General features: G+C 37.6%; 12 protein-coding genes. 1 reads left to right on the forward strand and 11 read right to left on the reverse strand.

Features of this window, described 5'->3' with window-relative positions; all coding sequences use genetic code 11:
* Position 1: 1 nt before the first annotated feature.
* Entirely contained in the window at positions 2-943 is a 942-nt protein-coding gene (locus GM418_RS14380; RefSeq protein ID WP_158867468.1) for a hydrogen peroxide-inducible genes activator, read from the reverse strand.
* A gap of 56 nt (positions 944-999) precedes the next feature.
* Positions 1000-1536, reverse strand: a complete 537-nt coding sequence (locus GM418_RS14385; RefSeq protein ID WP_158867470.1) for a TrmH family RNA methyltransferase — start codon at positions 1534-1536, stop codon at positions 1000-1002.
* A 57-nt stretch (positions 1537-1593) separates the two neighbouring features.
* On the opposite strand from GM418_RS14385, the gene GM418_RS14390 reads away from it, so the two are divergent.
* Positions 1594-2388: a hypothetical protein gene (locus tag GM418_RS14390; protein ID WP_158867471.1), complete on the forward strand. Its 795-nt coding sequence runs from the start codon at positions 1594-1596 to the stop codon at positions 2386-2388.
* Here GM418_RS14390 and ppk1 read toward each other — a convergent pair.
* From ppk1 to GM418_RS14435, 9 genes are all read right to left on the reverse strand, one after another.
* The gene (gene ppk1, locus GM418_RS14395; RefSeq protein WP_158867473.1) at positions 2385-4787 is read right to left on the reverse strand and encodes a polyphosphate kinase 1; all 2403 of its coding nucleotides are present in this window, start codon (positions 4785-4787) and stop codon (positions 2385-2387) included. The two genes, GM418_RS14390 and ppk1, sit on opposite strands and share 4 nt — an antisense overlap.
* 77 nt (positions 4788-4864) lie before the next feature.
* A protein-coding gene (gene prfB, locus GM418_RS14400) for a peptide chain release factor 2 (protein ID WP_158867475.1) occupies positions 4865-5954 on the reverse strand; the annotation gives its coding sequence in 2 pieces (ribosomal slippage) (positions 4865-5890 and positions 5892-5954; 1089 coding nt in all).
* 88 nt (positions 5955-6042) lie between these two features.
* Entirely contained in the window at positions 6043-6681 is a 639-nt protein-coding gene (locus GM418_RS14405) for an HAD family hydrolase (protein WP_158867477.1), read from the reverse strand.
* A gap of 308 nt (positions 6682-6989) precedes the next feature.
* Positions 6990-7562 carry a DUF2867 domain-containing protein gene (locus GM418_RS14410; RefSeq protein WP_158867479.1) on the reverse strand — a complete coding sequence of 191 codons (573 nt, stop codon included), beginning with the start codon at positions 7560-7562 and terminating at the stop codon, positions 6990-6992.
* A gap of 206 nt (positions 7563-7768) precedes the next feature.
* The gene (locus GM418_RS14415) at positions 7769-8239 is read right to left on the reverse strand and encodes a regulatory protein RecX (RefSeq protein WP_158867481.1); all 471 of its coding nucleotides are present in this window, start codon (positions 8237-8239) and stop codon (positions 7769-7771) included.
* A gap of 59 nt (positions 8240-8298) precedes the next feature.
* Positions 8299-9606, reverse strand: a complete 1308-nt coding sequence (locus tag GM418_RS14420) for a sialidase family protein (RefSeq protein WP_158867483.1) — start codon at positions 9604-9606, stop codon at positions 8299-8301.
* A gap of 6 nt (positions 9607-9612) precedes the next feature.
* The gene (locus GM418_RS14425; RefSeq protein ID WP_158867485.1) at positions 9613-11034 is read right to left on the reverse strand and encodes an outer membrane beta-barrel protein; all 1422 of its coding nucleotides are present in this window, start codon (positions 11032-11034) and stop codon (positions 9613-9615) included.
* A gap of 308 nt (positions 11035-11342) precedes the next feature.
* The gene (locus GM418_RS14430) at positions 11343-12071 is read right to left on the reverse strand and encodes an ABC transporter ATP-binding protein (RefSeq protein WP_158867487.1); all 729 of its coding nucleotides are present in this window, start codon (positions 12069-12071) and stop codon (positions 11343-11345) included.
* Positions 12072-12144: 73 nt separating this feature from the next.
* Positions 12145-13620 carry a DUF5687 family protein gene (locus GM418_RS14435; protein WP_158867489.1) on the reverse strand — a complete coding sequence of 492 codons (1476 nt, stop codon included), beginning with the start codon at positions 13618-13620 and terminating at the stop codon, positions 12145-12147.
* Positions 13621-13696: the final 76 nt, after the last annotated feature.

Genomic DNA, 13696 nt, shown 5'->3' on the forward strand with positions numbered 1-13696 from the left:
TCTATTTCCACTCCACTATTGTTCCCCGTTTGTCATCCTGAAGTTCAACCGGAATATCTTCCCTTATTTCACGCCAAAGCAGGTTGATAAGTTTATGTTTTGCAAAATGCCTTGAATAAACCAGACTTACTTCACGCAAAGGTTTGAAATTAGTAAACGACTTTACATTATTGGCCCGTTGTGGCGACATCCCGTCTTTAGCCAATTCAGGAATCAACGTGATTCCACCTTCTCTGTCCACAATATTCATTAGCGTTTCCAACGAGCCGGCTTCAAAATGGAAAGGAAGTTTACTGTCGGTCGTTCCTAAAAATGAACAAAGATTAATCACCTGGTCGCGGAAACAATGTCCGTCACTCAGCAACCAAATTTCAGGTGTTGCTATGTCTTTTAAAGTAATTTCTTTTTGTTTATGAAGTTTATGACCTGCATTGGCATAAATCAGCATTTCTTCGTAGAAAATTGGTTTTTCGTTTATTTTATCCTCTTTTAGTGGCGTAACCAGAATTCCAACGTCAATTAAATCTTTATTAAGGAGTTCTACAATATTTTCAGTTGTTTGTTCTACAACTTTAATAAAAATATTGGGATACTTTTTTTTGTATTTTCCAATAAAAATGGGTAAAAGATATGGAGCTAATGTTGGAATTATACCCACGCGCAATAAACCGGAAACCTGATTTTTGTGGTCCTTAACAATATTATTTATTTCATCGGTTTGTTTCAGAACAACACGCGCCTGTTCAATAATTCGCTGGCCTACATCAGTTGGTATGAGAGGTTGTTTGCTCCGGTCAAAAATGATTATCTCCAAATCTTCTTCCAGCTTTTTAATTTGCATGGAAAGTGTGGGTTGAGTAATAAAACAATGTTCGGCTGCCTTTCCAAAATGCCGGTAGGTATCAACCGCAACAATGTATTCCAATTGGGTTAAGGTGATCATGGCGCGTTATTTTGTTTTAAAATTAGAAATAATCCATGAAATAAAGCGCCTATTGACTATAATTTAGGAAGAAAGCAGTTATTTCTTAAAGTTTGTCGATACCACTCAAAAGAGGCAACGCCTAACGCATGAGAAATATTCATCGATTTACAACCGCCGGGCATTGGAATATAAATTTGTAGTTCACTTTTATTGATAATGTTTTCAGGTAAACCATGAGATTCATTTCCGCCCAGCAAAATCATTTTTTCAGGAAGTTCAACTTCGTAAATATTTTTGGAATTTTCACAGGTCTCCAAAACAACAAATCGATACCCGCCTGAAATTACGGATGAGAATTTTTCTTCGTTTATAATTTCCCAGGATTGTTGTTCAAAAGAAAAACCTGCTGTTTTTCTGATTTTTGATTCGCGTTTCTGAATCTTATCATCGATAAAAAGAACCCTTTCCGCACCTAGGTTATGTCCCATTCGAATAATATGCCCCATGTTGTTTGGGTTGCTGATTTTCCAGCTCGCAACGATTAATTTGTATGACTCGCTGAGCGGTTCAACCGACTGTTTTTTAAAAAAATTGACCGAATTAGTAATCATTGTAGCCTTTGTTTCGTTATTCAGATAAAATAGTAATTTTGTGCAAAACAATAAAAAATGAGGTTTAAATTTCCTGTTATCGCGTTTTTTTTACTTGCTGTTTTTGTTGCATGCGGACCATCGGACGAAGAAAAAGCAAGGGTGAAACTTAACCTGGCTAAATCGTTACTGGAGAAGAATGACACTGTCGGTGCTTTGCTTCACTTAGACAGTATTCCGAAATTATATCCTGAAGCGATGTATTCTGCCAATGCTGCCAAGAATCTGGCGAGTGAGGTTGGTTTTGATTTGCTTCAAAAAAAGGAAGCAGAACTGGATTCGGTAAAAGTACAAATAGTTGATCTGGAAAAAGGATTTAAAAAAGAAAAGACACAATTCGACAGGTACACACAATACATTCATAAACGTCAAACTTTTGAACGCGCCTGGGATCGTTCGTATATTCAGGTTCATCTTGATGAGCGGGGAGAAATTTACTTAAGTAGCAATTATTACGGAGATCACTGGTTGAACCATGTAGCTTTGCGGGTGTATGATCAGGGAGACGATGCCAAAACAGATACCATCCCTCTGGGAGATGTAAACAACCACCACAGCGATTTTATGGAGCTAAAATGGGAAAAGGTGTCGTACCGAAATGGCAAATACAACGACGTGCTGGAGTTTATATCCGGTAATGTTGACCGGCGCCTGAAAGCTGTTTTCCTTGGGAAAGAATACTATTACATTATCCTTGAAACCTATGACAAGGAAGCCGTTCGTGATGCACTGGCACTTTCAAAAGCGATTAAGCGGCGCAGCAAGTTGGAAGCGGAAATTAAGGGATTGCAGAGCCGGCTGCAAATCAATTAAATTATTTCCTCGACATTTTCGGGAGGATTTGCCAAAACAGCTTTGTTGCCGTTCACTACAATCGGACGTTGAAGCAATCTCGGGTGTTCAGCCAGCACTTTTATCCATTCCTCATCCGAAAGATTTTTGCCTTTGTAGTTTTCCTTGTATTCTTTTTCCTGTGTGCGAACAAAGGTGACAGGTTTTTCTCCGGTTTTCGAAATAATTTCTTTTAACTCTCCTTCAGTAAGTCCATCGATGAGGTATTTTTTTATTTCAATATCGTATCCCTTTTCTTCCAAATATTTTAGCCCTGCCCGACTTTTGGCACAGCGTGGATTATGATATATTTTCATGACGATATGGTGTTTGCTTTTTATAAAATTATAATAGTCTTCTTGTGCACGATATTTTTTTCCGGGAGTTCCTGTATTGTATTTATTTAATAATTCCGGGTCCAGAATACGGGCTTTTACATTGTCTTTTAATTGAATTTGAAGCATTTCCTTTAGTTCCGTTTTAATCTCTTTATCGTAAATCGGGCAGGCTACTTCAATTCTCCTGTTCAGGTTTCGTGGCATCCAGTCGGCCGAAGAAATAAACATTCTTTCGTTTCCGCCATTTCCAAACAGAAAAATACGCGAATGCTCCAGGTATTTATCAACTATGCTTATCGCTGAAATGTTTTCACTCAGCCCTTTTATTCCCACCTGCATGCCAAAAATACCGCGGACAATCAATTGAATTTTTACTCCCTCCTGATTTGCCTGATACAATTTTTTCATCATGCGTGGGGCAATAAGGCTGTTCATTTTTAAAATCATCCAGGCTTTTTTCCCTTTTCGGGCGAGTTCTATTTCGCGATCGATACATTCGTTGAAAAAATCGCGCATGTAAAAGGGGCTTACAATCAGATGCTTGTAGTTGAACTGTTTGTAGTTGTGTTTGAAAAATTCGAACACTTTTTCCACTTCATCAGCCAGCCGGGGATCTGATGTCATTAGCCCCTCGTCAGCGTAAACCCGTGCAGTTCCTTCATGAAAATTGCCGGTACCAATGTATGCGTAGTTTTTGTATGTGTTATTTTCTTTACGTTTTACCCAGGCCAGTTTACTGTGTACTTTCATTCCGGGTACTCCGTTAATTACATTGGCTCCTTCTTCCTGCAGCTTATTCGACCAGAAAATGTTAGCCTCTTCATCAAAACGCGCCTGGAGCTCAATTACAACGGTAACTGCTTTTCCGTTCCGGATTGCATTCAAAAGTGCATTAACTACTTTCGAATTAGATGCCACACGGTAGATTGTAATTCCAATTTCCTTTACCTGTGGGTCAATTGCAGCCTCGCGCAAGAAGTCGATAAAGTGATTAAATGTTTGGTAAGGATAATGTAACATCACATCTTTCCTGCGAAGAATTTTCAGAACACTTGTATTGGGTCGTAAATCTTTATGGAGAAAAGGTGGCAGCTTCGGATAATAGTGTTTTTTCTTTCCAATTTCCGGAAATTCCATAAAGTCCTTATGGTTGTGGTACCTCCCACCGGGAATGGCATTTTCCTCAGCATCAATTTTTATCTTTTTGAAAATAAAATTTCTCAAATCATCGGGCATTTCGCGATCGTAAAGCAGACGTACAGGTTTGCCGGTTTTTCTTTTTTTGAGACTGTGGCTCATTTTTTCCATAAAACTTTTCGAGATATCATCGTCGATATCGAGTTCTGCATCCCTTGTGATTTTTATGGTGTAAGCTTCATGAACATCATAATCGAAATAGAAAAATAAATCATTCAAACAAAACCTGATGACATCGTCGAGCATTATCACATATTTCTTTTTGCCGTTTTTGGGCAATACAAGAAACCGCGGCACCGATCTGCCGGGTATCCGAATCAGAGAATAAGCGTAATCCTCCGGGTCTGATTTTTGGGAAAGTTTAACGGCAAGGTATGCTGAGCGGTCGCGCAAGTAGGGAAACTTATTTTTTTTGTTCAGCATTATCGGAACAAGGTTGGGGAGCACCGTTTCGTAAAAATATTTTTTTACAAAAACACCATGCGCATGGTTGAGTTCTTTTTCGTTTATAAGGAAGATATTATTTTCCCTGAGTTCTTCAAAGATATTTTTGAAAATCTCCTGAACCTTGTTTTGCTGAGAAATAACAATTTCCTGAATTTTGTCATGCAAATCCCTTGGAGTGTAATTTCCAAGTAAATTTTCTTCATCTTTTCCCAAATCGACCATTCTTCGGACAGTCGCCACACGTACCCTGAAAAACTCATCAAGATTGTTTGAGAAAATACCAATAAACCGGATGCGTTCAAATAAGGGTGTATTCGGATCCTCAGCTTCCTGTAAAACCCGCTCATTAAACGAAAGCCAACTTATTTCCCTGTTTGTGAAATGCTGATCTGAATACATTTTTATAAAACTTATTGGTAACTTTTCGAATATCAGAAAACCTGATGAAATTTCAAACAAAAAAGAGATTTATAAAACTATTCTCCTCCAAATTGCATAAGATAGGCTTTTATAAACCCTTCGAGTTCACCGTCTAAAACGGCATCTACATTTCCGGTTTCATAACTGGTACGTATATCTTTTACCATTTTGTAGGGTTGCAAAACATACGATCGGATTTGAGAGCCCCATTCAATTTTCTTTTTTTGTGACTCAATTTCCATGGTTTTTTCGCGGCGTTTACGAAGTTCCAATTCGTAAAGTTGAGATTTTAACAAGCGAAGGGCATTCTCCTTATTCCCCAGTTGCGAGCGGCTTTCTGTATTTTCAATAATAATTCCCGACGGTGCATGTCGTAAACGTACGCCGGTTTCCACTTTATTTACATTCTGCCCGCCTGCGCCGCCACTTCGAAAAGTATCCCAGGTAATGTCTGTCGGATTAACTTCAATTTCAATGCTGTCGTCGATTAACGGGGCGACATACACCGATGTGAATGAAGTCATACGTTTATTTTGTGCATTAAACGGAGAAAGCCGGACAAGCCGGTGAACACCGTTTTCGCTTTTTAAATATCCGTAAGCATAATCGCCTTCAATTTCGAGTGTGCAGCTTTTTATTCCAACTTCATCACCGGGCTGCATATCCGAAATTTTGAGTTTGTAGCCATTTTGCTCCGCCCAACGGGTATACATACGAAAAAGCATATCTGCCCAGTCGTTGCTTTCAGTTCCACCGGCACCGGCATTTATTTTTAAAACAGCCCCCAGACGATCCTCTTCGTTCCGAAGCATATTTTTGGCTTCAAGTTCTTCTATTTTTTCGAGGGTGTCTGCAAATGCTTTATCGGTTTCTTCTTCGGTCGCTTCTTCCGCCTCGAAAAATTCATATAAAACCAGAAAATCTTCAACCGCCTGGTTTACATTTTTGTACCCGTCAGTCCACACTTTTATCGTGCGGATTTTTTTCATTTGGGCTTCGGCTTCTTTTGGATTATTCCAGAAATCCGGATCCTGTGTTTTGAGTTCTTCTTCCTGTAGCTGAATTAGTTTTGCATCGTAGTCAAAGATGCCTCCTCAGCGCATCCCGGCGCTCTGTAATGTCTTTTACCTGTTCTTTTAAAATCATCTGTTTTCTCTCTTTCTTTAATTGGAATGCAAAGGTAACAAGAATTTCTTGCGAATAAGAATCCTTAAAAACAGATTTTTGTCCAATGCTAAAATGTTTCTTTAATTTGTTTGTAATTATCAAAAATTTTGTCGGCCCCCGCTTGGGCAAGTTCTTCTTTTTTAAATGATGTTGTTAATGCATATACTTTGCAGCCTGCTTTTTTCCCGGAAATAATTCCATTGGGCGCATCTTCAATAATAACACAGTTTTCCGTTTTTGTTTGCATTATTTCCAACGCTTTCAGGTAGGGTGCCGGATGCGGTTTGTGATATTTTGTTAAATCAGCCGAAACAATCTGGTCGAAAAGAGAAAGAATACCAAGGTGTTTGTCAATGTTTTTTAATTCCTGATCGGTGGACGAGGTAACCAGGGCTTTGCGAAAGTTTTTGTTTTTGATAAATTCAAAAAAGTCAAAAAAACCTTCAACAGTTGGCAATTCAGGAAGGAAATCAGCGAGGATTTCCTGGCGTTTTACCTGAAGCAAAGCATAGGGGCGGTGCTGCGGATCCAGGTGTTCCGAAACGTAAATAAAAAATTTGTCTTCCGGCACACCTTTGAATTTGTCAAATATATCCTCCGGATATTGAATTTGAAAGGCATCCAAAGCCAGTGCTTTTGTTTTGCAGTGTAAAGGCTCTGAATTGATTATCACTCCGTCAAGGTCGAAAAAAATCGTGTCTGTCATTTATTTGAATTTTTAACGATTGAAATAAGCAGAGAGACCTTAAAATGTTCCCTAAGAACAGTTTGAGAATAGTGTTCACCTTCCCTGAAATTTGCTCTTTTGTTGTGCTTAATCCCTGTTTTCTTTTTTTACATATTATATTGGCATAAATTTGAAAAGGTTTGTTTCGCAGCTTATCAGTTGTTTCAATTGTTTATTTTGCTCTTTTCAGGCCATAATCTCCTAATTTTTTCTCCTACTATGAATTTTAAAAGAACAGTTTTATACCGTGTTTGGTTTCAAATGTGTCTTTGTGCTTTTCTTTCCCTTTAACGTATCTTGTATTCTTTTTTGTTTTCCGGCATTTCGTTTTCCAAATTTTTTACGATACGCTTTAGTGTTTTCTGAACGATAAGTCTGTGGAATGGTTTAACCGGGAAGAAATAGATCTTTCCAAAAATGTTATTGAATGTAACCGCCGTAGTGATTGATATTTTTGCTTCATTTATTTCTTTGTTTCCTGGTTCAAGTAATAATGACACTTTAAAATTCAGATGTTTGTCATCTTCTCCTAAAATAAATTCATTCTCAGACTTATCGAAAATCTTAAAAATTCCAAGTTGGTCGCCCGTTTTGTAGCTGATATTTTCTTTTGGTTTCTGGTTTTTTGTCTTTTTTTTTGAAGTTTTTAATCCAAATAATCCTGCAATTTTGTCCCTCACAGAAAGTAAAAAGCCAATCCATTTTGGGCCATTGTAAAGGAATAGATTTAAAATTTCGGATATTTTAATATTTAAATTTTTTGAGCATATCTGACTTTGGAAACTGTCAATGTAATCAAAAGTTTCTTCTTCCTTTTTTAATATGGATTGTCGGGGAATCTTGGTATTTTTTTTTATCATTTTTTGTTCGTTTCAAAGGCACTAATTCCGGGCCTTCAAGATTTTAATGTTAGTCCTGAAACTTAACAATTGTAGACGGCCTTATATACATTCGTTTTTTATAAAAATAAGAGGCATGGTTTTAGAAAAATATGATACTTTTTTTATAGCATTTGATGGAAAAGTGTATTGACTGAAGTAATTTTAAGTTTAAATGAGCTAAAAAATCATGTCAACGCCATATTCATATATCGGTGAATTAATTCAGGTTCAAAACCACGACTTTGGGTGTATCGGATAATCTGCCCCATTTTTTCAAACTTGCTTTTATTTTTTATTTTCCGCGCTTTTTCTTTCATGGTCTTTAGCAAAAGATCAATGTATTTTTTTTCATCAATTGATTCTAATCCGCTTTGAATGACGTCATCGGGCAGGCCTTTCATGCGGAGATAATATTTCATTTTTATCCGTCCCCATTTATTGATTTTGAATTTTTCGGCAACGTATGCGTTCACATATCGCTCGTCATCAATGTACTTTTCTTGTTTTAAATAATTCAGTATTTCAACAGCTTCGTCTTCGGTTAATCCAGCAGCAATAACTTTTTTGTAAATGTCGGGAGAACATTGCTCCGAGCGGCTACACAATGCCGCCATATTTGAAATTACCTGTTTTTTGTTTGTTTCTTCATTTGACATACGGATGCAGGATAAAATTAATTTAACTCTAATTTACAAAAAAAGTAAACCAAATGTAATTAATCTTTTCCCGGGTAAATTAGTGTCGGATCCGGCGGCGCGTTGGAATAATTGTATCCGCATGCATAAATTGTCCCTCTGTGGTCGATAAATAAGTAACTTTGCCGGTCGAAGAGAATTTGTTTTTCGAAGTTTTCAAAATCTTTTGTTTTCCAAATTCCGCCTCCCGGCGCCAGTACATAATAATCATCTCCAAACTTATGGTAACAATGTATGGAGGTAGTGCCATAAGCAACACTGGTGGAAAAAACTTTTCTGTACGTTTCCCCTCCGTTAACCGATTTATGCAGATTAAAACCATTTTGGTTTTGTGCGATTATTTCGTTTTCATCGGTAACAAACATTGTTGACGAGTATTCAGGAGTATTTATCGGCTCCCAGGAAAGCCCGTCGTTAGTGGTCTGAAGTATCTTCATATTATGATATGAAATTGCCAAATGGGCTGAATCAGCAAAAGAATAAATACGACCCAGTCTTTCCTGATTTTCAAGGCCGGCTGTATCTTTTTGCCAGGTGAGTCCATTGTCTTTTGAACAGTACACACCATAATCCTGTTTGTTTGCCCATATATAATCTTCCTTTGTAATTGTGAGTTCGTAGTTGTAGTGATTGTCAGGAATTGGATTTTCCAGTTCCGACCAGTTTTCTCCCCAATCTTCAGTTTTATATAAGGTCCCGCTCCAGCCTGCTACAAATATTTCTCCTGTTGTGTTTATTTCCAGCTCTTTTACGTTTGGATAGAAAGGAAAAGTAACCGGAGTCCATTTGTAAAATTTGTCAGTACTTTGATAAAGATGGCCGTTTGAAATTAACATCGATTTTTGAAGAATGGTATCGTAAACCATGTCCTGGATTCCCAAAAGAGGGGTGGAGGTAACTGAATTCCAGTCGTTCGTAAAATAGGCAGTAGCATACCACTCTGTTTCTGTCAGGTATTTTCCGTTCGAATCATAAAATGTTGCTTTTATTACCTGGTTGTTTGAATCGGTGCCCAGTTTCCATCTGGTAAATAATCTTCCTTGTGTGTTGGAGTTGAAGTTGGAATACAGAACCGGTTCATCAACTGTCCCTCCACCTTCAATCACGTCAAATTCTAATTTGAATGTATTGCCATTTTCCAGTAATACCGCCTGGTTGTCGAAAACAATACCAATACTGTCGGGGAGGTAATTTCCTGCTTCGGCTGATTGATAGTTTCCCGAAACACCAAAACCCAACCATTCTTGTGTTTCAGAGTTTGAAAGGGGATATTTTTCACAAGCACCGAGTATTATCAGCATTAAAACAAATAGTCCTGATTTTTTCATTTTTGTTTAGTTTTGAGGGGTTTGAAAAGTGAAACCTAACACAAAGGAATACGACGATGTCAGGATTTTTTGATTTTGGCCCGCATTAAGTTCTTTCGCGTATTCTTTATCAAGAATATCTTCAAATCCGAAAGCACAGTTAGCTCCAAAAAAGAGTTCTGTATTTTGCCATACAGGATATTCAAATCTTACTCCACCTGCAAATCCGAAATCGGCTTGCCTAAACCTTCCGTCTAAATTGTGATTGATGTACCTTTTTTGAATTGAATATTGTGTTGTGCCGGAATAGGTTTCTGTTATTTCTCCTTTAACCATTGCATTTTGCATAAAAGAATAATACAAGCCAAAATTTATTTTTTTTGAAAAAGTGCCTCCTAAATCAAATTCAAAAAGGAACGGGATGGTAACATAGTCAATATCAACCTCTGTTGATATTGGAACATAACTGTCACCTTCTTTGGGCTCCATGTATAAAAAGGTGTTGTCTCCTACATAATCCAATCCATAACCCTTTCTTTCGTACCAGGCACCTGAAATTATGGAAACGTTTTGGTCAAGAGTAAACCTCACTGAAACACCTGACGAAAAACCAAGGGAAGAGGAATATTGGTCGCGATATTTCGGGTTTGCGGTAGTTGAAAGTAATATTCCTGAGTGAGGAAGCAAACTAATATTGCTACGTGCAGAATCGTTTTTCTCATGTTTCTGATTTTTGGTCCCGGTAAATAATTTGTATCCAACGCCAAAGGTGATTTCTGTTGCTCCGTTTTTTCCCTCATTTTCATCCAAATACACTTCCTGTCCGTAGATAGTTTGAGCATTTAAACTCAATTCCAGCCGGTTGGAAACAGAATAATTTAACCCAGCCGACAAAATCCAGCCCCAGTCTGTCATTGGTGGCAATGATTCTTCACCATACTTATTGATAAACAAATCTTTGTCTTTGCCACGGTATTCGTCATTAACCAGAAAAGCGTAATAAGCACCTCCTCCTATTTCGAAATGTAGTTTTCCCTGTGTTTTAAATTTCAGCTGTAAAGGAAGTCGTATAAAATTCAGGCTTGTTTCCTCCGGATAGTAGTAATATCCTCCGGTTGGCGCTATGGAAGAGGGGCTCCGGTAACTGCTTGAACTGTAGGTCGTATGAAAATCGTCAGTGTAATAGTAATAATCGTTACTATCCCGGTTTTTGTATGTAAAAGAAACAAAATTGGTTCCCGACTGAAGCGTAAACCACTTGCCCAGAGAATACTTTACAAAAATACCATTTACAGGACCGGGGTTTGCCTGCCAGTTGTTATTGAAAATATCGCCACGGAGGTTGGAATAGTTAATTCCATTTTCTACTCCTAAAGTAAAATCCTGAGAAAATAAGATTGAATAAGAAAATAAGAAAAGAAAGCTTGTAAGGGTAATTTTTGTTTGCATCTGATTTAGTTTAGTTTGAAGATTATTATTCAGCGTAAATGGTTGCGTTAAAAATGTAAAATATAAACTTAAGTTTATTTCAGAAAAAGAGGTTGTCCAAAAAGTAAAATAAATTGAAATGAAACTTTCATTTTATAACCGGCTTTCGTTTTACCCCTCCAAACCTCCCCTGAAAAGGGAGGTTTAAAGTCCCCTACAGGGGATTTAGGGGTAAGAAACAAAGCGGTTACTTACGAATTGTAAGTTAATCCCATTATGAAATGACTTTTTGGGCAACCTCTTAATGAACCATATCAATAATAATGCTTTTATAGTTCGTCGTGAAATGAAGCTTCCGCTTTTACACCGGTAAAAAATTCTTCAAGTTCGGCCAGTGTGGTTTCAGTTTTTTGTACATCGCGTACTACTTTCCCTTTTTCCAAAATAACTATACGGGTACAAACATCGGCAACGTGGTCAAGGTCGTGACTTGAGATCATAAAAGTTTTTCCTTTTTCAGAAGCAGATTCTTTGATGATTTTCCGTAGTTTAAACTGCGATGTTGGATCGAGGTTGGCAAATGGTTCATCGAGGATTACAAGTTCAGGATTGCCCATCAGTGCGCCAACAACACCTGCCTTCTTCTGGTTTCCTTTGGAAAGATCACGAATAAATTTCTTTTTCCCGATAATTTCATCATTGAAAAAATCTTCAAATTCTTCGAGGAATTTTGCAATGTCGTTGGCGTTCATGTCACGCAGTTCGCCAATAAAGTTAAAATATTCATCGGGTGTAAGATAGCCGATGGTAAAACTTTCATCGATGTAGGCACTGGTCCGCGATTTCCATTCTTCCGATTTTGAAACCGGAATATTATCAATGGTTACATTTCCGTTGGAGGCACGAATTAAATCAAGTACCAATGAGAAAAATGTGGTTTTCCCGGCCCCGTTATTTCCTACAAGACCAAAAACTTCACCTTTTTCAATTTTTAATTCCGGAAGATCCAGAACAACTGTTTCTTTATACGATTTTTGTAAATTATTAACTTGTATCATGATGTTTAATTTTTCAGATTAAAATTTTCAAAATTTGGATTGCTTCGCTCCCTCTTTTGGAGGGGTGGGGCATCTAGCTCTTTTTATATGCCGCAATCATGCGGTGTTTTCTTTTTAAATATTCTTTTGTGAAATAGTCGATTAAACGTGGATGTAAAATAATCCCAATTAATCCGAGACTGCCTAAAACAATATAGGCTCCAATGTTTCCGATAGTCCATGAAAGTAATCCATAAACAGCCATTGGTCCAAATATAATAGGGAAAGCAATCAACCACTGTGTTGCACCCATGCCCTGGTAATTAAACATGCCGCGCTCATCAAGATTTATAGATTTTCGGCTATTTAGTCCCAGTGCAAATATTACAAACGAATTTACACCGATATTATAAAGCATTACTGCAAAATGAATATAAAGTACTTTGGGTGAAAGATACATGTAGCCCAGGGAAAGGAGGTAAAATATAATGTTGGTAACTGCCATCAGGAAAAATGCAGATTGTAATACCTGTTTCATTTTTACATTTTGGGCCATTAAAAAGGGGTAATATCTGCTGTGCCATGCCGGAAAAAACTGGCCGTAGGTCATGCTGAAAATTCCGGTCATAAACATTCCTCCAAAAGCCATGATAGCCTCGGGAATTTCCCTGACATCGGCATCCTGATAGATTATCAGTCCATAAAAGATAAAGAGGATTGACATGATAGCACTGGTTCTCGGACGTTTGTTTCGCGCGATCATTTTTACTTCCAGCGACAGCATTTTCCCGTATTCACCCACTTGATTCAGCCAGGAGAAATCGTAAGCTTTTGTTTCTTTTTTCTTTTGCGAAATTTCGTCGATATAAAACCGGTTAAGAAGATACCTGTTATTCAGCGTATAAAGTGCAATAATTGCAAGAGGAAAAACAACAACGTAAATCGGATTCCGGACTATAAGATCGAATAGTTTGCCAAAATTTGCGGTAATGTCAAATACCTCAAAATAATCTATCGCAAAAATACTGGCTGCCACTGTCAGGAACCCATAGAAAAACCAATCTGATTCGTTGGTTCGCCATTTAATATAAATGGCCAGAAAGTGATTTACAAAAATCATAAGAAATAAAGAGCCCAGCCAGGCAAATAAAACGGGAGTTTCCAGTTCATGTACTGCCGCCCGAAAGGTAAATGGCAGAAGTAAAAACAAGGGCAAAAAGTTAAAGAAATGCAATAACGATTTGTTAAGCATGTAACGCGCAATCCGTTTTCGTTTTACCGGGATAATCAGAAAAGGCTGAAATCCAAATGTTGGAAGATTTTGTACCATAATTCGGATAACCAACTCAAAACCTACGTAGATAAAAATGAGGGAGTTGAAAGCTGAAATTTGCGACTGATCCGGAAAATTTGCTGAAAGGTGTTCACTCAGGTTAAATCCCATTGCCAGTGCAACCAAAGAAAAGTAAAGCGCTAAAAAAATCAAAACCCCTTTGGCCGCCATATTTTTTCGCAGGTAGGCCGATCGGGTGAGTTCGCGCCAGGCAAAGTAAAAAAAGTTTCGTTTCATTGTAAGAGGAGTGTTTTTGTTTTTGAATTTCTAAATCGTTTATGTTGTTAGTTTCTTTTCTTTTTAAAAGTTACAT

Origin of the sequence: Maribellus comscasis, from assembly GCF_009762775.1 — a bacterium.
GTDB lineage: Bacteria > Bacteroidota > Bacteroidia > Bacteroidales > Prolixibacteraceae > Draconibacterium > Draconibacterium comscasis.